The sequence below is a fragment of the Halomonas huangheensis genome (genome assembly GCF_001431725.1).
GTDB classification, from domain to species: Bacteria; Pseudomonadota; Gammaproteobacteria; order Pseudomonadales; family Halomonadaceae; genus Halomonas; species Halomonas huangheensis.
The window spans coordinates 4674804-4695445 of the sequence record NZ_CP013106.1 but is presented as its reverse complement, the minus strand read 5'-3'; the positions used below and the strand labels follow the sequence as shown (position 1 = coordinate 4695445).

Below are 20642 nucleotides of genomic sequence, written 5' to 3'. Positions count from 1 at the left end.
GGGGTACTTCACCCAAGCCTGATATCACGAGGTACCATGACACTCAAATTCATGCTGTGGCTACTTGCACTGATGCTCAAGCGGGCACGCAACCGCAAGGCGCGTTTTCGTGAGCAGCTCGAACAGATCGGTGGCCTCGATTGGGGGATTGCCACGGAGGATCTGTCGATCGCACGTCACTACCGCATGAATCATCGGAGTATCGAGTCGGCGACTGGTTTGCCGGTTGACCTCGATCTGGAACTACGTTTTCAGGATGTCGCCAGCGCCGTCAGTGTGCTGCGCCGCCCGACCCCGACCACCTTTCGCAACGCCCTGATGGAAGGGACACTGCGAGTGGTCGGCGATTCACGGGACCTGGATCGACTACAGCGGTTGTTCAAGCATTTGCGGTGACAAGAGGAAAGAAGGAAGGGGTAAGAGGTAAGTAACCCCAACCCCCAGGTCTTGTCTGCGAAGACTGAGGCGCACCACACTTCTTACTTCTTCCCTCTCGTTTCTTCCCTCTTCCTCATACCTGCCCATAACGCCCGGCTTCCTCCCCCAACCAACGTCGAATCAATAGCTTGCTGGCATCTGGTTGAGTATTCAGCAGAGCATCGGCCAGTGGGGTAATACGCGGTAATAGATCGGCGTCGCGTTCGAGATCGGCGATCTTCATCTGTGCCAGGCCGGTCTGGCGGGTGCCGAGTACTTCACCGGGGCCACGAATCTGTAGATCACGTTCTGCGATACGGAAACCGTCGGTGGTTTCGCGCATGACCGACAGGCGCTGCCTGGAGGTATCCGACAGGGGAGGATGGTAAAGCAGTACGCAGAAGCTTTCGGTACTGCCGCGCCCGACCCGTCCGCGTAACTGATGCAGCTGTGATAACCCCAGACGTTCGGGATTCTCGATGATCATCAGGCTGGCATTCGGCACGTCGACCCCGACTTCGATGACGGTAGTGGCGACCAGCAGATCCAGCTCTCCTGATTTGAAGGCATCCATGACCTCCGCCTTGTCACTGGCTTTCATGCGTCCGTGAACCAGGCCGATAGCCAGATCCGGTAGTGCTTCCACCAGTTCATCACGGGTCACTTCTGCGGCCTGACAAGTCAGGGTTTCCGACTCCTCGATCAGCGTGCACACCCAATATGCCTGGCGCCCTTCGGCGCAGGCGTTGCGAATCCTGCTTATCACATCCGGGCGGCGTTCATCCGGGACTACGGCAGTGGTGACCGGAGTGCGTCCCGGAGGTAATTCATCGATGACCGACACATCCAGGTCTGCATAGGCGCTCATCGCCAGCGTGCGGGGAATAGGGGTAGCGGTCATGACCAACTGATGTGGCGTCAGACCACCGGCTTCACCCTTTTCGCGCAGTGCGAGGCGTTGGTGAACGCCGAAGCGATGCTGTTCATCGATGATTGCCAGCCCCAGGCGCTGAAAATGTACGTCATCCTGGAAGATGGCGTGAGTCCCGACAATCATCCGCACGCGACCATCGGCGATCGCCGCCTTGGTATCGAGACGTGCTTTGCCCTTGAGTTTGCCCGACAGCCAGGCCACCTCGATATCGAGTGGCGCAAACCAGTCGCGAAAAGAGCGGTAGTGTTGCTCAGCGAGCAGCTCCGTAGGAGCCATGATCGCGGCCTGGCAATCGCCGGCAATTGCCGTCAGTGCCGACATGGCCGCCACCACAGTCTTGCCCGAGCCGACATCGCCCTGCACCAGGCGCAGCATTGGTGCCGGGCGTGCCAGGTCGTGGCTGATCTCATCGAGCACGCGGCGCTGGGCTGCAGTCAACGAGAAGGGGAGCTGTGCGAGGAAGCGAGTCTTCAAGCCACGCCCACTGGGCAACTGTGGCGCGCCATCGGTCTGGATACGCAGGCGCACCTCGCGCAGGCTCAACTGATGAGCGAGCAGTTCCTCCATGGCCAGGCGTCGAGTCGCCGGATGCATACCCTCGCTGAGGGCATCGGCATCACTATCCGGAGGTGGGTGGTGCAGGGTAGAGAGACATTCCCGCAGCGGCGGCAGGTCAAAGCGCTGGCGCAATGCGTCAGGAATGCCATCAGGCAGTGTCTCAGGGTTCGCTTCGAGCATAACCATGGCTTGATCGATCAGCGCACGCAGACGCGCCTGATGCAGGCCTTCCGTGGTGGGATAGATCGGAGTCAGGTGGTCTTCCACCGGTGGTTCATTGGCGCCGATCAAGCGATATTCCGGGTGGTAGATCTCCAGTCCAGTCGCCCCGGCACGCGCTTCGCCAAAGGCGCGTACACGGACTCCGGCCCGAAACTGCTGTTGCTGGGCCGGAGAGAAATGGAAGAAGCGCAGGCTGAGAATGCCGCTGCCATCGCGTAGGCGTACCAGTAAGCTGCGCCGGCGGCCGCGTACCACATCGGCGGCCGCCACCTCGCCTTCGACCACTGCCTCGTGGCCGCTACGCAGGGTCGCTATCGGCGTGATACGGGTGCGATCCTGGTAGCGTAGTGGCAGATGAAACAGCAGATCTGCCACATTCTCGATCTTCAATCGAGCCAGCTTCAGGGCCAGGGCCTCCCCGACGCCCTTGAGTGTCGTGACGGAACTGTCCAGCTCACTCACGGAGTTGCCACTTCCAACCCGCCTGCTCGACAGGAAGCGATGGCATCGGTCACCGCATCAATCGCCTTGGGTCGCGGAAAACTGGCACGCCAGGCGATAGCCACGGTGCGTCCCGGTGGATCCGTGAACGGACGACTGGTCAACAAACCGCTGTCGTAGTAAGGGGTACCCAGGGCTGACTTGGGCAGCACGGTAATACCCAGCCCAGAGGCGACCATGTAGCGAATTGTCTCCAACGAGCCTCCTTCTGCAGTGAGTGTGTTGTCGGGATTGTTCAGCTTCTGGCCAATCGCCGGACAGGCCTCGAGGATCTGGTCACGGAAGCAGTGCCCTTCACCCAACAGCAACAGGCGTTCATCCAGCAGGGCTTCCTTGGTTACCGTCTTGCGTTTGGCCCAGGGGTGGTCCGTGGGTATCAGAACCTCGAAGTCCTCGTCATAGAGGCGTTTGGTGACCACGTCCGTTTCGGTGAACGGCAACGCCACAATAATGGCATCCAGCTCACCGTTGCGCAGCTTGCGCCGCAGATTTCCGGTGAAACCTTCCTCGATATACAGCGGCATCTGTGGCGCGGCACGCAACAGTTCCGGAACCAGTTGCGGAAACAGGTAAGGGCCGATGGTGTAGATGGCGCCGATCCGCAGCGGGCTGATGAGCTGGTCACGCCCTGCAGTGGCCAGTTCCTTGATGGCACTGCTCTGTTCCAGTACCCGCTGCGCCTGCTCGACGATCTTCTCGCCCAGTGGCGTGACCTGCACGGTCGACTTGGATCGCTCGAACAGCGCTACCTCGAGTTCTTCCTCGAGTTTCTTCACCGCCACGGACAGTGTCGGCTGTGAAACGAAGCAGCGTTCAGCGGCACGCCCGAAATGGCGCTCCTGAGCCAAGGTTACGATGTATCTGAGTTCTGTTAGAGTCATGGTGGCGCCTGGCGGCATCCTCGAGTCTGGGGATTGTGCTGCTCGGCGGCATGAATCCGGAGCATGAGGCTCCGGCTCAGCCCGGTTCTGGTCACGGCATTCGCCTACCTTGGCGACCGTTTCACAGAACCTGATAGGGATTTTATATCAAGGGGACGAGGTAAAGGTGAAGACAACAACACTGATTCTCGGCTGCGGTGATATTGGCACTACGCTGGGACGCGAGTTGATCGAGCTGGGACACAAGGTGATTGGCGTTCGTCGTCGTGCCGAGCGTCTCGCTGATACCGGTATCGAAGGTATCAGTATCGATCTGAACGATGCAGAGGCCGTGGCCACGTTACCGGATGCGGATATCGTAGTTTATACGGTCACTGCGGATCGCTTCGAGGAAGCTGCCTATCGCGCAGCCTATCCCGATGGCTTGAAACAGGTGCTGTCGGTAATGGCTGAGCGCAAGAAACAGCCGAAGCATGTCTTCTTCGTCTCCTCCACCAGTGTATACGCTCAGCAGGAAGGCGAGGTGGTAGATGAGCACAGTGCCACGCAATCCACCGGTTTCTCCGGAGTGTTGATGCGTGAGGCAGAGCAGGCGCTGGTCGATCATGCGTTGCCCGGCACTGTGGTGCGCTTCTCGGGCATCTATGGCCCGGGCCGTGATCGTCTTATCCGCCAGGTCAGTGAGGGACGAATCGCGCCGGCTACACCGCCGATGTACAGCAATCGTATCCATCGCGATGATTGCGCAGGAGCGATGGCTCATCTCATCACCAGGGCTCTGAAGGGCGAGGAAATTGCTCCCATCTATCTGGCTAGTGACACTGAGCCTGCACCACTCAATGAAGTCATGACCTGGCTGGCAAAACAGCTCAAGGTCGAATCCACCGACATCATCCAGTCACCTCTACGTCGACGAGCGAGCAAACGCTGTGACTCTAGTCTGTTGGTCGAGAGCGGATATCGCTTCCGTTACCCGACCTACCGCGAAGGCTATGCTCAGGTGCTCAAGGAAGGAGGCTTCCTCAGCCCGCAACGCGCCTGATAGCGGGTGCCGCCGTGCTTTTCGCGGCGGTTTTTCATCACAGATAAGCTGGATGAGATATTGGGAAAGCAACTGACTTGTCATCAGTTGCTCGTTCAGTGCGTGCGGAAAATGCCCAGCGCTCTTACCGCACTGTCGTCGAGGCCAGGCAACGATAGTGGCTGCCGCTGGTGTTCAGCGTCGATTGAATGAGTTGGATTTGATTGTATGACCAGTGAAGTGTTTGTACTGGCATGGTGGTCACCGGGGCGTTGGCGTTGCGCAGCAGAGTGACATGCGGGCGGAAATGTTCGGACGGATGCGTCGCAATGCCCATGTGCTTCAATGCATGCGATACGTCGGCATGCAGTAATTTCAGTGGGCTGGGCGTGTGTCGTGGACCGATCCACACGATACCGGGACGACGGAAGTGGCCGCAGTGATCCAGCCGGATATCACCAGCGGCAACCTGCATCTGCTGTAGCCAGGCCTCGAGCTGCTGCGCTTGCTCCGCGCTCTGTTCGCCCAGAAACGCCAGCGTTAGGTGCAGGTTGGCGTCAGGCACACGCCGTCCACCGCACTCGTCATGCAGGCTGTCCGCCAGCGTACCGAGGCGCTGGCGAAGGTCATCGGGTGGTGAGAGAGCGAGAAACAGGCGCATGGGCATGCAGCTGGTGAGCTACGGGCGAGAAGCTACGAGCATATAAGGTGCCCGTAGCTCGCATCGCAATGCAATGCAGCGCTCAATCAGTCGCCAATGACCATCACGGCTTCGGCTTCCACCTGTACACCCTTGGGCAGAGCGCGTACGCCCACAGCAGCACGGGCAGGATACGGTTTGTCGAAGTACTCTTCCATCACCTTGTTGACGATGGCGAACTGGTCGAGGTCGACCAGGTACAGGTTGAGTTTGACGATATCCTGCAGAGTACCGGCTGCTTCCTCACAGACTGCCTTGAGGTTGGTGAACACCTGACGGGCCTGGGCTTCAAAGTCCTCTGAGACGACTTCCATGCTCGCCGGGTCCAGTGGAATCTGGCCGGACAGGTAGACGGTGTTGCCGGCCTTGATCGCCTGGGAATAGGGACCGATGGCGGCGGGGGCTTTGTCGGTGTTGATGACGGCTTTATTGCTCATTGTGGCCTCCATTAAGTCATGCCGTTCGCAGGAACAGCAAAAAAACAGTTACCGGACCATTGCGGTTGCGATGGCCTACGGCTGGGTTCAATTGTCACTGCAGCGTTGTCATTGCCACTGCGAATGGGAGCGGCCACAAGGGCCGCATTCCCTCAGTCTTCCGTTACCGGGTCGTCAGTTGCCGAGGCGTGAGATTCGACCGATGTTCGACAGGTTACGCATGCGCTTGATGATGCGTGCGAGGTGCGTACGGTCGCGTACCAACAGAGTCAGGTTGACGATCGACAGACGCGCATCGCGATCCTCGATACCGATACGTTCGATATTGGCACCAGCATCGGTGATCAGGGCAGCCAGTTCGGCAACCAGTCCACGGCGGCTCTCCACTTCCAGGCGCAGGGCAACCGGGAAATCCTCATTGGTGTTCTCCGACCAACGCAGAACAATGAGCTTTTCCGGGTCACTCTTGAGTTCTTGCAGATTACGACATTCCGAACGATGGACCACAATGCCCTTGCCGACAGAAAGGTGGCCGATCACGGTGTCACCGGGTAGCGGATGGCAGCAGCGTGCGAACTTGATCACCAGGCCTTCGGTACCGCTTATCGTCACAGGGCCCTGAGAGGCGTAGTTGTCGACACCAATTGCCTCACCACGTGCCAGCTCGACCAGGCGACGGGCAACCAGGTGAGCGACACAATTGCCGAGGCCAATGGCCCCAAGCAGTGATGGCTCATCCTTGTACTCCATTTCCTTGAGCAGTTGTTGCCGAACTGGGTCGGTCAACTCTTCGAGGTTGATCTCGAATTCGGCCAGTGATTTGGTCAACAGCCGCCGTCCCAACTGTACCGCCTCGGTATGTTGCTGATGTTTCAGCGCATGACGGATCGCCGAGCGTGCCTTGGCAGTGATGACGAAGTTGAGCCAGGCGAGGTTGGGCTTGCCACCGGGAGAGGTAATGATCTCCAGCGTCTGACCGCTTTCCAGTCGTGACGATAGTGGTGCCAGGTGGCGGTCGATGCGGCAGGCGATGCAGCTGTTACCGATCTCGGTGTGCACGGCATAGGCGAAGTCGACCACGGTAGCTCCCTGAGGTAGCTCCATGATGTCGCCTTTTGGCGTGAACACGTAGATATCATCGGGGAAAAGATCGTTCTTGACGTGTTCAATAAACTCCAGCGAATCCCCGGCATGGCGCTGCATCTCGAGTAGTCCCTTGACCCACTGACGGGCGCGGGCGTGACTGCCCTCGGCAATCGGATGCGTGGTCTGACCGGCCTTGTACAGCCAGTGGGCGGCGATACCGTTGTTGGCCATCGCCTCCATCTCGCGAGTACGGATCTGCACCTCGATGGGCATACCACCGGCGCCGAACAGCGTGGTGTGCAGGCTCTGGTAGCCATTGGCCTTGGGGATGGCAATGTAATCCTTGAAGCGTCCGGGAACCGGTTTGTACAGGTTGTGTACTATGCCAAGAATCCGATAGCAGCTGTCGACATCGTCGGCGATGATCCGGAAACCGAACACATCCATGATCTCGTTGAACGATTTACGCTGGTCACGCATCTTGCGATAGATCGACAATAGATGCTTCTGACGGCCGATGACGGTGCCCTTGAGGCTGTGTTCATCAAGTCGGGTCTGCAGAGCATCCTGGACCTGGCGAATTGCCGATCGTCGGTTGCCTCGAGCGCTGGCCACGGCGCGCTTGATGCGTTCGGCACGCATCGGATGGATTGCCTGGAAGGACAGATCCTCGAGCTCGACGCGGATGGTATTGATACCCAGGCGGCTGGCTACGCGGGCGTAGATTTCCAGTGTCTCGCGGGCAATGCGTCGCTTCTTGTCCGGCCGCAGCGCACCGAGAGTGCGCATGTTGTGCAGGCGGTCAGCAAGTTTAACGATGATCACGCGGATATCGCGGGACATCGCCATCACCATCTTCTGGAAGTTCTCCGCCTGGGCGACGGCCTTGTCCTCGAAGGTGATTTGGGTCAGCTTGGAAACACCATCGACCAGTTCAGCGACCGGTTCACCGAACTGCAGCGCCAGGGCCTCCTTGGAGACGCCGGTGTCCTCGATGACATCATGCAGCATGGCGGCCATCAGGCTCTGATGGTCCATGTGCATGTTGGCGAGGATATTGGCTACTGCGAGCGGATGAGTCACATAGGGCTCACCCGAGCGACGGCGCTGGCCGTCATGGGCCTGCTCTGCATAGTAGAAGGCACGCCTGACCTGCTGGATTTCTTCGGCAGGCAGATAGCCTCCGAGTCGGTCGGACAGATCATCGATTGTGAACATGTGGCGTGCCCTGAGTGCTGGATGAGAGCCCTGCGCGTGGCGTCAGACCACGTTGGCAGAGGTGATCACTCCTCGGAGGGCGAGCTTTGGTACTCGGGGCGGAAGCGAGTAGGGGCTTCCAGCGGCTCATCAAGAACGCTTGAGTCGATCAAGCCATCAGCGATTTCGCGCAGCGCCATGACGGTGACCTTGTCGTTTTCCCACGGCAGTAGGGCGTCACGGGAACCGCGAGCCAGCTGACGAGCGCGCTGGGTGGAAATCATCACCAGCTTGAAGCGATTCTCGACATTTTCCAGACAATCTTCGACGGTAACACGTGCCATAGGGCCCTTCCTGAGATGACATGCAGTGTGTCTGACAGGTGCTGGCCTCACGGACTATGCCCCCGCCGACGTCTGTTGAATACAGACCGGGCCCGGGGGTGCACCTGCAAATAGACAGGCTAGATTACTTGATGCCGATGGCTTCTGACAAGATGGAGACGCTGGATCAGGATGCCAGCAGGGCATCCAGCAGCCTGGTGTGGTGCTGACGCTGACGCTGAGTTTCGAGGCGGTGGGCGATCACCAGCGCTCGAAGCTCGTCCTGCGCGCTGGTGAAGTCGTCGTTGATCACCACGAAATCATACTCACCGTAATGCGACATTTCACTGACGGCTTCACGCATCCGGCCACTGATCACCTGATGGTCGTCGGTGCCACGGCTGGCCAGGCGACGCTCCAGCTCCTCGCGCGATGGTGGCAGTATAAATACCGATACAGCGTTGTCCATCTGCTCACGGACCTGGCGTGCGCCTTGCCAGTCGATCTCGAGAATCACGTCCTGGCCGGCAGCCAGCAAAGCTTCCACGGCGCTGCGCGAGGTACCGTAGTAGTTGTCGAAGACCCTGGCGTGCTCGAAGAAGTCACCTTTGGCGACCATGCCTTCGAAGGTAGCGACATCGACAAAGTGGTAGTTGACCCCGTCGACCTCACCCGGACGCATGGCGCGGGTGGTATGCGAGACAGAAACCTGAATACCGTCGAGGCTCTCGATCAGCTCACGCACCAGACTGGTCTTGCCGGCGCCGGAGGGGGCGGAAACGATGAACAGCGTGCCTTGGGACATGATCGGCGCCTATTGTCGCGGTCGTAAGGGGGAAATGAGAGGGGGCGAAGTATCGCATAACTTGGCGGGCTTCTGAACTCCGCTATGATGGAAGCCTCGGTGCACATGTAGGGGGATGGATGTGATTCGGCAATGGACGGCCTCTCTAACGGCAGCAATGGTGCGCCTGATGGCGCGATTGGTGACAGCGGCCCGCCCCGTGTGGCAGGGCATGGAGCCGATACCGCGCCAGCGTATCTACTTTGCCAACCATGCCAGCCATGGGGATTTCGTACTGATCTGGATGACCTTGCCGCCACGTCTGCGTCAGTCTGCTAGACCGGTGGCCGGTGCCGATTACTGGCAGGCCTCGCGATTGCGGCGATTCCTGATTCATGACGTATTCCATGGGCTATTGATCGAGCGGCACGAGCCGCGCAAGGAAAACCCGCTGGAGATAATGAATGCTGCGATCAACGCTGGTGACTCGCTGATCCTGTTCCCGGAGGGCACCCGTAATACCACGGAGCATCCGTTACAGGAGTTTCGCTCGGGGCTTTATCAATTGAGCTGCACCCACCCCGGGATAGAGTTGGTGCCGGTATGGATCGATAACCTCAACCGGGTATTACCCAAGGGTGAGGTTGTGCCGATTCCTCTACTGTGCAGCGTGATCTATGGTCAACCACTGACACTTGAGTCGGACGAGAATCGAGACGCCTTCCTTGCGCGGGCTCGAGCATCGCTGCTGGCGCTTTCGCCAGCCCATGGAGGGAAGTCGCAAGATGATGAGTAGTACCATTCCGGCGGGGCTCTGGACCCTGCTCAGTGCGGTGGCCGGCCTGCTGTCGGTGGCCAGTATCATCGGTTACGCGCTCAAGCGTCGCTATTCTCCGCAGGGCGACAATGATGTGGTCGAGAATCTCAATCAGCGGATTCGCTCCTGGTGGATCATGGCGATCCTGCTGGGGATTGCTCTGTTGGGGGGGCGCACCGCAGTAGTGTTGCTGTTCGCTTTCGCCTCGTTTTCGGCACTGCGCGAGTTCATCAGCCTTGTTCAGGCACGTCAGTCCGATCACTGGGCATTGGCACTGGTGTTCTTTGTGATATTGCCGGTGCAGTACATCTTCGTCTGGCAACACTACTACGGCATGTTCTCGATCTTCATCCCGGTCTATGCCTTCCTGCTGTTACCGGTGATAGCGGCACTGCGCGGTGACAGCAAGGGCTACCTGGTACGCATCAGTGAGGTGCAGTGGGCACTCATGATCTGCGTGTTCTGCGTATCTCATGTGCCGGCGCTGTTGAGCCTCGAGATTCCCGGTTTTGAAGGCCGAAATATGCTGTTGATTGCCTTCCTGATTGTGGTCGTGCAGCTCAGTGATGTACTGCAGTACGTGTGGGGAAAGTTGCTGGGCAGACACCCGATCGCTCCCAACCTGTCACCATCGAAGACCGTGGAAGGCTTTATTGGCGGGGTGGCCAGTGCCACCTTGATCGGCGGCTGTCTGGCATGGATGACACCGTTCAGCTTTCTTCAGGCGGCGGCATTGGCGATGATGATCGCCTTGCTGGGCTTCGCCGGTGGGTTGGTGATGTCAGCGATCAAGCGTGACCGGGGCATCAAGGACTGGGGGCATCTGATCGAAGGGCATGGCGGATTTATCGATCGTCTCGATTCGGTGGTGTTCTCGGCACCGATCTTCTTTCACGTGGTGCGCTACTTCTGGTCGACAGTATAGTGTGACGAGACGCTGCGGAGAGCAGCCAGGCTCCCCATTCTGCGGGGAGCCTGGAGTCGACATCTCGGTCAGAGGCTCTTCGACTGCGCGCGCAGGGCGCGACGCTTGTCGCTGCGCTTCTCCATCCGCAGGCCAATGTAGAACACCACCAGTCCGCCGAAGGCGAGTCCGGCGCCAACCAGACCACTGGATGACCAGGTGGCACCGGACTTGATGGTCACGCCGGCCAGCCAGGCACCGAGGGCGTTGGCACAGTTGAAGGCCGCATGGTTCATTGACGCGGCCATGGTCTGGGCATCGCCAGCGACATCCATCAGGCGGGTCTGCAATGCAGGACCCAACGCCATGCTGGTGCCAACCAGTCCGACGAACAGGATGCCGGTGTAAAGATTATTGGCGGCGAAGTAGAAGCCTGCCTGTACCACCAGACACCAGACCAGAATACGCGGCACCGACTTCATCAAGTTCCTGTCAGCGGCACGAGCTCCTACCAGATTACCCAGAATGCCACCGATACCGAAGATTGCCAGTACCCAGGGGCCGACCGTTTCCGGCATATCCGCCTGGGCGCGCAGCGTCGGTACCACATAACTGAACACGGAGAACATGCCGCCGAAGCCGATGCTGGCCACGCCCAGCGTAAAGAGTACGCGCTGCTTGACCAGCGCCGTCAGCTCGCGCTTCGGGCTGGCCTCCACATCGTGTGGCTGACGCGGCACGAACAGGCGAATCATGCCCATGGTAATGAAGGCAATGACCCCCACGGCCTGGAAGGCGAACTGCCAACCCAGCCACTGTCCGGCCCAGGTGGCCAGTGGCGCCCCAATCACGATGGCGGTAGTCAAACCCAGCATCACGCGGCTCACGGCCCTGGCGCGTTCCTCGATGGGTACTGCGGCCGCGGCGACCAACGCGGCAACACCGAAGTAGGCGCCATGGGGCAAGCCGGCGAGGAAGCGTAGACCAACAAATGACCAGAAACCTGGCGCCATGGCACTGGCGATATTGCCGAGAGCAAATACCAGCATCAGCGCAATCAGCAGTGTGCGGCGCGGGACTCGCGCCGCAAGCGCCGATATCAACGGTGCACCGACCACTACACCCAGCGCGTACGCGGAAATGGCGTAGCCGACATCCGCACTAGTCACCGAGAGGTCGCCGGCGACACGCTCCATCAAGCCCATGATCACGAATTCGCTGGTACCGATACCGAACCCGCCAAGGGCCAGGGCGAGCTCCGCCAGGCGCGGATAGCGTGCTCGGATGGCGGTAATCTTGAATGGCATTAATTGACCTCCCGGCGACGAATGGCGGCCAGAGATAATAGATGGGTGTAGTTAATTTACTACCAAAGTATAAGGCATGCTGGATACCTTTGCGAGAGTTCACAGCAGTATGTGGGGCGTTCCAGTAGGGAAAAAGCGGTAACTTTGGCGTAATGGAAGGTAAAGACCCGGATCTATGCTCAATAGTGGTGCATGGTAACAAAACGGAAAGAATGAAATGTTCCGTAATGATCAGCCTGCCTCCACCCGGTGGCCGGTCATGGTAGAGCGAATCCGCCATGGCTTGAAGTGGAATTTCTCCGGCACTTTTACATTGATCTGGCTGTCAGCAATAGTGAAAGCTGATTCCAGACCGGCTGGAACCTGGCGGCTGTCGAGCCAGGGCGATGACGAACATGGGATAACCCGTGAGGCAGCGTATGAGCAGCGCCAGCATTCTCCCCGAGCAACTGGCAAGACAGTGGGTCGAAATTGAGGAGCAGCAGCGCCCCGGCTACCTGGTATGGCGCGAGGTATCGGCCGATATCGCACCAAGACGCCAGCCACGCAGGCGCTTGTATCTGCATCACGACGGCTATGCTGAGCTATTGAGGGGTAGCCCTGATGACGGGCTCGAGTGTGAGTCCCAGGGGCGCTGGCACTGTGTCGGCCGGGTACTGAGCCTGACGTTGCCGGGCTGGGATGGCGACTATCGTATCGATCAATTGTTGCCGGACACACTGATTCTGCAATCGCGCCAGCCGGAAAACGGCGACGATCACTGAACATTGAGATCATTGAGATCATTGAGATCAAGGGAGAATCATCATGACGGACCATCAGAGATCATCAGCAGTCTGCCGTGGCTGCGGTACCATGCAGGTACACCGCCGCTTGCTTGACAATGACCCGGAGTATGCCCGGCGCCAGCGGGATATAGAGGACCAGGCGTTTCGCGCCCGGCGCGCCGGCAATCTACTGCGGGAGGGGTGTTCCAGAATTCCGGTGGTGGTGCATGTGGTGCATCATACCGAGGAACAGAACATCTCCCGTGAACAGATAGAGAGCCAGATCGCGGTCCTGAACCAGGATTTTCGCCGCCAGAACGCCGACCGTAACCAGGTTCCGGATGCTTTTGCCGAATTTGCCGGTGATGCGCGTCTTCAGTTTGAGCTGGCCACCGCTGATCCGAATGGTAATCCCAGCGAAGGCATTACTCGGACGCAAACAGCGCATGACAGCTTCGATGTTGATGATGGCGTCAAGTCCAGCGCCATTGGTGGTCAGGATGCGTGGCCGGCGGATCGTTACCTCAATATCTGGGTCTGTCAGCTGCGCGCAGGCTTGTTGGGCTATGCCCAGTTTCCCGGAGGGCCAGCGGCGACAGACGGCGTGGTGGTCACCTACACCGCCTTCGGCACCACCGGTACCGCCAGAGCGCCTTCCAACCAGGGGCGTACTACTACCCATGAGGTAGGCCATTGGCTGAATCTGCGCCATATATGGGGTGACGATGGTGACGGCTGCTCAGGCAGCGACTTTGTCGACGACACTCCCAACCAGGCCGGCCCCAATACCGGAAAACCGGAATTTCCCAGTGTTTCCTGTGATAACGCACCACATGGCGACATGTTCATGAACTTCATGGACTACGTCGACGACGACACCATGGTCATGTTCACCAATGGGCAGGTGTCGCGTATGCAGTCATGCCTCGACAGCGCGCGGCGGGATATCGGCGAGCCTGTGGCCTGCACTTCCAGTTGACGGCTTCTGGTCGGAAGCTATGTGAGGTGGCTATGGTGGGGGGGAAGATCGAAATCAGCCGCGCGCTGACGCACTGCTTGAGCCAGCAGTGAAACATCGAGCCCCACTGCCACAAACTGGGCTCCAAGGGCCAGGTAATGTCTTGCCTGACCGGGATCGCTGGTCAGAGTGCCGGCGGCTTTGCCGCTGGCGATAATGGTGGTGATGGCCTCATCGATGGCAGCCTGAACCTCGGGATGGTTCGGGTTGCCGAGATGGCCCATGGATGCGGCGAGGTCTGCTGGGCCGACAAAGACACCATCAATACCGTCGATGGCGCAGATTGCCGCCAGGTTGTTGAGCGCCGTCACACTTTCTGCCTGGACAAGCAGGCAGATTTCCTCATTGGCACGGTGGATGTAGTCTGGCTCGGCGTTCCAGCGTGAGGCGCGAACGATGGAAGGTGCGACCCCACGAATGCCTTCTGGGGGATAGCGAGTAGCGGCGACGGTGGCTGCAGCTTGTTCTGGTGTATCGACCATTGGTACCAGCAGTGTCTGAGCACCAATATCCAGTAACTGTTTGATGAGTGCAGTGTCTCCCTGAACAGCACGCACCACCGGATGGCTGGGGTAGGCGGAGACCGCCTGCAGATTGGAAAGCGTGGAGCGCACATCATTGGGTCCATGCTCGCCATCGATCAGCAGCCAGTCGAAGCCCGATGTCGCGCATATCTCCGCACTATAGGAGTCAGCCATCGATAGCCACAGGCCGATCTGTGGGCGGCCTTCACGCAGCGCCAGCTTGAAGTGGTTGGTTGTGAAGCTGGTGGTACTCATGCTCAGTCCTCCTGATGTCTGCTCTCATACTGCCGGACTTCCTGCCAAGGTACCCTAAACAGCGTGATGACAGGCATCACGCCTCCTCGATCATCGCCATCAGTCGAGTGAAGACGCTGGGGTCCTGGCGCAGGCCGTCGTGTTCGTACTCATTGGTCACCCAGTACTGGAGATTGCCGATGGCCTCGGCACTGGCCAGCGACAAGCTGGCGTCGACATACATGTCATCGAAGTAGATCAGGGCCGCGACCGGAACCTCATTGGCTGCTAACTGCTGTGGGTCGTAGAACGGCTTTGCCAGGCGTCGCTGGGCCAGACAGTGCACGGCGTCGCGGAATGGCTTGAGCACACTGATCTCGTCGAACATCCACGGATGAATCATCTCGCCGCCCAATTGCAGAGGGCGGTGTGATGGCGAGAATTCCGGGAGCTGTAGACGCTGGCGTTCGGCGGCCCAATCGCAGATCGTATCGGGAGAGGCATATATGTGTTCATGCAGGGCGGCGTAGAGCGGGTTCTCGTCGAAGCCGGTCAACGCCATCACGTCGCACAGGAAGTGATGGTTGAGAGATTGCTGGCTGTCGTCGTTGAAGGCTTCCTCAAGCAGCCAGTGCAAGCGTTCGAAGCCATCGCCCATGCCCAGCAGCAGGCCGAGGCTCTGCAGGCGCGGGATGGTCAGCGGGTCGCCGTTGGGCAGCGTCGGCTGATGCCGGGCTATGTAATCGGCAATCGCGTTCAATGTCTGCCCATCTTCGGGATAACGCGCCACAAACGCCGACATCTTGCGCTGAACACGACGCCAGGTGAGGCGATAGACCTCATCGGCATCAGGGGTCAGGCCGGGAATACCGCCGGTGATGTAGCACTTCTCCAGCCCCTGTGGTGCCGAGGACAGATAACTCAGGGTCAGAAAGCCGCCATAGCTCTGGCCCAGGCTATGCCAGCGCACGCCGCCATAGACCTGCTGACGAATATGCTCGAGATCGGCGACGATGGCATGGGTATTGAAGCAGGCCAGATAGTCGGCGCCCTGCTCGGGATCGGCGAAGGCCGCCATGGTTTCGCCGGTGATCCGCGAGCTACGACCGGTGCCACGTTGGTCGGGCAGGATCACGCGAAAGTGTTTGATCGCCTCCAGCAACCAGCCGGGACCAGCCGAGGTCGGGCGTGGTGATTTGCCTCCCGGCCCACCCTGTAGAAACACCAGCAACGGCAGCTCGCTATCGCGGTTGCCGGGTTGGCAGACCTCGCGGAAGAACACCTCGATGGTCTTGCCACTGTCAGGCTGTGACCAATTCAGAGGCACCTCGATACTGTGATCGATGATATCGAGTCCGGGAACAGACGGTTGCTGGGCTTTCATGGGCTCTCCTTACTCGGTACCGCGTGAAGCGTACTTGATGAACGGCAGGCACAGCGCCAACAGCACTGCGGTGACGATACCCAACCCGGCCATGCCGATGAAGTACTGGACCTCGTTCTCTTCGGTGTAGAAGCCACCGAGGCTGCCGCCAGCGGCAAAGCCCAGCGCCAGTGACATGAAGAACAACGCCATCATCTGGGTCTGGAAGGCCGCCGGGGCCAACCGGGTTGTCACCGACAGGCCGATGGGTGACAGGCACAGCTCCGAGGCGGTGAAGCCCAGCAGCAGGACAATCAGCATGATCAGCGGCATGCTGGCAGCATCGCTGCCGAGGAAGGGCAGATAGCCGAGGAAGGTCAGGCCGATAATGAACATCGCAATCACGAACTTGCTGGCCGAGCTGGGCTGTCGCTTGCCCAGCCGGGTCCACAACCAGGCAAAGACCCCGGAGAGGACGATGACGGTCAACGCCTGAGCGGACACCAACCAACCGACCGGAACTTCCCAGCCGAACACGCTGCGATCGACACGCTGATCGAAGAAGGCGGTGATCACCGTGTAGGACTGACTGTACAGAGCCCAGTAGGCACCGCTGGTCAGGAACAGCGGGATGAAGGCCAGCACACGGCGTCGCTCTTCACTGGTCACACGGCTGGAAGAGAGGATCACGCAGAAGTAGGCAACCGCAAAGATGGCGATGATGGTCAGCATTACATCCGACAGATTGTCGGCACGTACCCAGCCGATGGTGACAGCGACCAGCACTGCACCGATGATTGCGGCAGTGGCGATGACGTAATACTTGAACGCACCAGCTTCCAGAGGGTTGGGGGCAACCTTCTGGGATTCCGGGAGTCGCTTGCGGCCGAAGGCGTACTGAGTCAGTCCGATGGCCATACCGATGGCGGCGATGCCGAAACCGAAGTGAAAGCCGATGTTCTTCTGCAGCAGACCGGTCAGTAGCGGACCGACGAAACCGCCGACATTGATACCTAGATAGAACAGCGAGAAACCGGCGTCGCGTCGATCACTGCCGGGCTCGTACAACGCCCCCACCAATGATGAGCAGGTCGCCTTGACCCCACCGCTACCTAGCGCCACACAGATCAAACCTGCCGTAACACCATGCACACCGGGCAGCACCGCCAGTGCAATATGCCCAAGCATGACCACGATGCCGGAATAGAACAGCGTGCGCTCGGCACCGAACAGCCGGTCGGCGAACCAGCCACCGAGAATCGACGCCAGATACACGGCACTGCCGTAGGCACCAACGATACCGATGGCGACCGACTGGCTGATCGCCAATCCCCCACGGCTGACCTCGTAATAGAGGTAGATCAGCAGAATGGCCTGCATGCCGTAGAAGGAGAAGCGCTCCCAGACTTCCATGCCGAACAGCGTGGCGAGAGACCGGGGATGGCCGAAGAACTGTTTATCTTCAGCAGGTTGCGAGACCTTGTGGGTCGTCATCTTGATTGCCTCCATGCTTGATCGAATGGGAGGGGCCGAACGCCAGGGGCGCGATGGGACCGAGCACCCTACCAGCTTCATCTATGCAGGCAAAAAAATTTGTCCGCTAATCACAAACCCCCGCCGACAATGTGCAAAACGTACCCATGTATTGGCCTGTACTTCTCGATACTTTAGTGGAGAGCATTCAGGGCTGCTGAACCTTCTCCTCGATCCTGGTTCCCTGACTCGGCGACCCGGTATGTAGTCATGGACCACGGGAGCATAGCCCTTTGCCAGGTGCCTTTATCCAGTCCTCATTCCTCGTCTGATCCTGCTCTGTTTCTTGTTCACGACTGCTCCTCTCCCTTCCCTATCGTCCTTGACTGCAATGGCTGGCCAGGGGAAATACCAGTATTTCTTTGCGGGCAGACCTTTCTTGTGCTTTATTGTTTATATCGCACGCATAATTGCGTGCAATTTTTAGAGCGCTTCTCGAACGCCCTCTGCGATGATCACAGGAGACGGCATATGGTCCAGCGTGACCTGATTGGTTACGGTGAGCAGCTACCTGAAGGCAGCTGGCCCAATGGGGCACGCCTGGCAATCAACATTGTCATCAATTATGAGGAAGGCTCCGAGCGTTCTTTTGCTATGGGCGATGCGGATCAGGAGACGATGACTGAATGGGGCAGTTACGTGACGCCTCCCGGCATCCGCAACCTGGCCATGGAATCGATGTATGAATATGGCTCGAGGGTCGGCATCTGGCGCATTCTGGATATTCTGCGCGATGCTGATGTGCCCGCGACCTTCTTTGCCTGTGCCATCGCTCTGGAGCAGAACCCCCAGGTCGCCAAGCGAGCTGCCGCAGATGGGCACGAGTTCTGTAGTCACGGATACCGCTGGGAAGAGGTGTTTCGTCTCAGCGAGGACCAGGAGCGTGAGCACATTCGGCTGGCAATTGAATCCATTACGCGTACCACCGGCAAGCGCCCGGTTGGCTGGTATTGCCGCTATGGGCCCAGCGTGCACACCCGTCGTCTATTGGTGGAGGAGGGAGGCTTCCTCTACGACGCCGATGCCTACAATGACGATGTGCCCTACTTTACCGAGGTTTCGGGCAAATCCCATCTGGTGGTGCCCTATACCACTGACCTCAATGATTTCCGTTTCTGGTTATCTCCTGGGCTGACCAGTGGCCATGAGTTCCTTGATTATTTAAAGGAGGGCTTTGATGTGCTGCTGGAAGAGGCTGAGAGAGGTCCTCGCATGATGTCAATCGGCTTGCATCCGAGAATGATTGGACGTCCGGGAAAGATCCGTTCACTCAAGGATTTCATCGCCTATGCCCAGACCCATGAAGGGGTATGGTTTGCTACACGAGAGGAGATTGCCAGGGCATGGGTGGCGCGTGGTGATACTTCGTCTGCTTGTGGAGTGCCTGCTCTTGAAGAATGAGCAGGTTGTGTCATCAGGACAGCCGCTTACAAGGGCCGCTTCTTGATATCGATTTATAACAACAATACGTAACAATAATACGCAACAACAACGACGTACAGAAAAGTGACGCATCACAGAAGATATGTACAACGATAACAATGAAGGACAATTCCATGAAGAAAATCTCTCTAGCACTGACTCTCTCTCTGGCAGCACTCGTGAGTTCCAGTACTGTCTACGCCGAAACCCTCAATGTAGGTGCAAATATCGGAAACTTGCCCTGGGAGTTTCAGGACTCCGATGGTGACTATGTCGGTTTCGAGATCGATCTTGTCAATGAAGTCGGTAGTCGTCTCGGCTATGACGAAGTAGCTATCAACAACATTCCCTTTAATGGTTTGTTCTCTGCGGTGCAGTCTGGGCGCATTGATGTCGCGGTATCATCGATTACCATCACCGCTGAGCGTCTGCAGTCGGTGTCCTTTGCTCAGCCCTACTACGACAGTGATCAATCCTTGGCTACCAGCGTTGATACCGGAGTCACCGGTCTGGCGGATCTCGACGGCAAGGTCATCGGTGTTGATACCGGTTCGACAGGTGATATCTGGGCCACCGAGCATCAGCAGGAGTATGGCTTCGCTGAAATCCGTCGTTATGAAGGCCTTCAACCGGCCATGCTTGATCTCACCAGTGGCCGCCTGCAAGCCTATATCTCGGATATTCCCGCCGTACAGTACTACGTCCGCGACAAGCCTCAGCTTCAGGTCGTAGAGCGAATCCCCAGCGGTGAACAGTACTCGATGATGTTTGCCAAAAACTCTGAGCTGGCGGCACGTGCCAGTGATGTTATCTCCACCTTGAAAGAAGAGGGCTTCGTCGCTGAGTTGCATCAGAAATGGTTTGGTGCCGAGGCTGAGGCGACGACCAGCACCGTGCAGGTGCGTGACATGCCAGTTGCCCAGTAATCCACGCCGGTTACTCAGTAATCGACAGTGCAACTTCGGGCGCGGCTAACATGCCGCGCTATTCCTTTCGTGCAGGTGGTGGAGACAAGCTTCATGGATCTCGTCCAGACCTTCCTGAATTGGGATGTGTTCGTGCGCACACTCCCGATGTTGTTGCAGGGGCTCGGCAAAACCCTGGTATTGGGCTTTCTGAGCATTCTGATTGGCCTGATAGGTGGCCTGGTGCTGGCGCTGCTCAGGCTCTATGGGCCGCTGGTGGTGCGTATTGTCACCATTGCCTATATCGATATCTTCCGTTCATTGCCGGTTCTGGTGTGGTTGGTAATCGTCTATTACGCGTTGCCATTCATGGGTATCACCCTGTCGCCTTTCGCTGCGGCATGCACAGCCTTGTCGATGATCTCCAGTGCCTATGCCGCCGAGATCTATCGTGCCGGGATCGAAGCTGTGCCCAGGGGACAATTCGAGGCAGCCCAGTCGATTGGCCTGAGCCAGTATCGGGTGATGTGTGACGTGGTGTTGCCCCAGGCCTTTCGCCTGATCATTCCGCCGCTTACCAGTAATTGCATCAATGTGATGAAAGACACGGCACTGGCCTCGGTGGTTGCCATGCCTGATCTTCTCAAGCAAGCCACCCAAGCCCAGGCGTTGGCGGCAAATCCGACGCCCTTGATCGGGGTGGCCCTACTCTATCTGGCCGTACTCCTGCCACTGGTACGTCTGGTAGGTCTGCTCGAACGTCGCTTCGCCCAAGGGAGGATATGAC

The 20642-nt window shown here is 58.5% G+C and carries 20 protein-coding genes; 9 read left to right on the top strand and 11 right to left on the bottom strand.

The window, feature by feature from the left end:
* The first annotated feature begins 36 nt into the window (after window positions 1-36).
* Window positions 37-396, top strand: coding sequence for a hypothetical protein (locus tag AR456_RS20445; RefSeq protein WP_021819464.1), 360 nt, complete (start codon window positions 37-39; stop codon window positions 394-396).
* Between the two features lie 115 nt (window positions 397-511).
* Here AR456_RS20445 and recG read toward each other — a convergent pair whose 3' ends face one another.
* Window positions 512-2593: an ATP-dependent DNA helicase RecG gene (gene recG / locus AR456_RS20440; protein ID WP_021819463.1), complete on the bottom strand. Its 2082-nt coding sequence runs from the start codon at window positions 2591-2593 to the stop codon at window positions 512-514.
* A complete protein-coding gene (locus AR456_RS20435; RefSeq protein WP_021819462.1) occupies window positions 2590-3513 on the bottom strand; it encodes a hydrogen peroxide-inducible genes activator in 924 nt (307 codons plus the stop codon). The genes recG and AR456_RS20435 overlap by 4 nt, the downstream gene beginning before the upstream one ends.
* Before the next feature lie 166 nt (window positions 3514-3679).
* Between AR456_RS20435 and AR456_RS20430 the strand changes: the two genes are divergently transcribed.
* Complete coding sequence (locus AR456_RS20430) at window positions 3680-4555, top strand: SDR family oxidoreductase (protein ID WP_021819461.1); 876 nt, start codon at window positions 3680-3682, stop codon at window positions 4553-4555.
* 124 nt (window positions 4556-4679) lie between these two features.
* Here AR456_RS20430 and thpR read toward each other — a convergent pair whose 3' ends face one another.
* The 5 genes from thpR to gmk form a co-directional block, all read right to left on the bottom strand.
* Entirely contained in the window at window positions 4680-5195 is a 516-nt protein-coding gene (gene thpR, locus AR456_RS20425; RefSeq protein ID WP_021819460.1) for an RNA 2',3'-cyclic phosphodiesterase, read from the bottom strand.
* Window positions 5196-5281: 86 nt separating this feature from the next.
* Window positions 5282-5671 carry a RidA family protein gene (locus AR456_RS20420; protein WP_021819459.1) on the bottom strand — a complete coding sequence of 130 codons (390 nt, stop codon included), beginning with the start codon at window positions 5669-5671 and terminating at the stop codon, window positions 5282-5284.
* Between the two features lie 174 nt (window positions 5672-5845).
* Window positions 5846-7975 (bottom strand): RelA/SpoT family protein, encoded by a 2130-nt coding sequence (locus AR456_RS20415; protein ID WP_021819458.1) that lies wholly within the window; start codon window positions 7973-7975, stop codon window positions 5846-5848.
* 65 nt (window positions 7976-8040) lie between these two features.
* A complete protein-coding gene (rpoZ, locus tag AR456_RS20410) occupies window positions 8041-8298 on the bottom strand; it encodes a DNA-directed RNA polymerase subunit omega (RefSeq protein WP_021819457.1) in 258 nt (85 codons plus the stop codon).
* 166 nt (window positions 8299-8464) lie between these two features.
* Window positions 8465-9082 (bottom strand): guanylate kinase, encoded by a 618-nt coding sequence (gene gmk, locus AR456_RS20405; protein ID WP_021819456.1) that lies wholly within the window; start codon window positions 9080-9082, stop codon window positions 8465-8467.
* A gap of 121 nt (window positions 9083-9203) precedes the next feature.
* Between gmk and AR456_RS20400 the strand changes: the two genes are divergently transcribed.
* Complete coding sequence (locus AR456_RS20400) at window positions 9204-9857, top strand: lysophospholipid acyltransferase family protein (protein ID WP_216635836.1); 654 nt, start codon at window positions 9204-9206, stop codon at window positions 9855-9857.
* Window positions 9847-10803, top strand: coding sequence for a phosphatidate cytidylyltransferase (locus AR456_RS20395; RefSeq protein WP_021819454.1), 957 nt, complete (start codon window positions 9847-9849; stop codon window positions 10801-10803). The genes AR456_RS20400 and AR456_RS20395 overlap by 11 nt, the downstream gene beginning before the upstream one ends.
* Before the next feature lie 68 nt (window positions 10804-10871).
* Here AR456_RS20395 and AR456_RS20390 read toward each other — a convergent pair whose 3' ends face one another.
* Complete coding sequence (locus AR456_RS20390; RefSeq protein WP_021819453.1) at window positions 10872-12089, bottom strand: MFS transporter; 1218 nt, start codon at window positions 12087-12089, stop codon at window positions 10872-10874.
* A 419-nt stretch (window positions 12090-12508) separates the two neighbouring features.
* Here AR456_RS20390 and AR456_RS20385 point away from each other — a divergent pair, with 419 nt between their 5' ends.
* Window positions 12509-12853 carry a hypothetical protein gene (locus AR456_RS20385; RefSeq protein WP_021819452.1) on the top strand — a complete coding sequence of 115 codons (345 nt, stop codon included), beginning with the start codon at window positions 12509-12511 and terminating at the stop codon, window positions 12851-12853.
* 43 nt (window positions 12854-12896) lie between these two features.
* Window positions 12897-13835, top strand: coding sequence for a zinc metalloprotease (locus AR456_RS20380; RefSeq protein WP_021819451.1), 939 nt, complete (start codon window positions 12897-12899; stop codon window positions 13833-13835).
* Between the two features lie 17 nt (window positions 13836-13852).
* Here the strand turns inward: AR456_RS20380 and hpaI are convergent, their stop codons facing one another.
* The 3 genes from hpaI to AR456_RS20365 all read right to left on the bottom strand — a co-directional run bounded on the left by hpaI (window position 13853) and on the right by AR456_RS20365 (window position 17489).
* A complete protein-coding gene (hpaI, locus tag AR456_RS20375; RefSeq protein ID WP_021819450.1) occupies window positions 13853-14653 on the bottom strand; it encodes a 4-hydroxy-2-oxoheptanedioate aldolase in 801 nt (266 codons plus the stop codon).
* A gap of 76 nt (window positions 14654-14729) precedes the next feature.
* Window positions 14730-16016: an alpha/beta fold hydrolase gene (locus tag AR456_RS20370; RefSeq protein ID WP_021819449.1), complete on the bottom strand. Its 1287-nt coding sequence runs from the start codon at window positions 16014-16016 to the stop codon at window positions 14730-14732.
* Window positions 16017-16025: 9 nt separating this feature from the next.
* Window positions 16026-17489 (bottom strand): peptide MFS transporter, encoded by a 1464-nt coding sequence (locus AR456_RS20365; RefSeq protein WP_021819448.1) that lies wholly within the window; start codon window positions 17487-17489, stop codon window positions 16026-16028.
* A 510-nt stretch (window positions 17490-17999) separates the two neighbouring features.
* Here AR456_RS20365 and AR456_RS20360 point away from each other — a divergent pair.
* The 3 genes from AR456_RS20360 (at window position 18000) to AR456_RS20350 (ending at window position 20641) form a co-directional block, all read left to right on the top strand.
* A complete protein-coding gene (locus AR456_RS20360; RefSeq protein WP_021819447.1) occupies window positions 18000-18929 on the top strand; it encodes an allantoinase PuuE in 930 nt (309 codons plus the stop codon).
* A gap of 155 nt (window positions 18930-19084) precedes the next feature.
* Window positions 19085-19876, top strand: a complete 792-nt coding sequence (locus AR456_RS20355) for a transporter substrate-binding domain-containing protein (RefSeq protein ID WP_021819446.1) — start codon at window positions 19085-19087, stop codon at window positions 19874-19876.
* 93 nt (window positions 19877-19969) lie between these two features.
* A complete protein-coding gene (locus AR456_RS20350; protein ID WP_021819445.1) occupies window positions 19970-20641 on the top strand; it encodes an amino acid ABC transporter permease in 672 nt (223 codons plus the stop codon).
* Window position 20642: the final 1 nt, after the last annotated feature.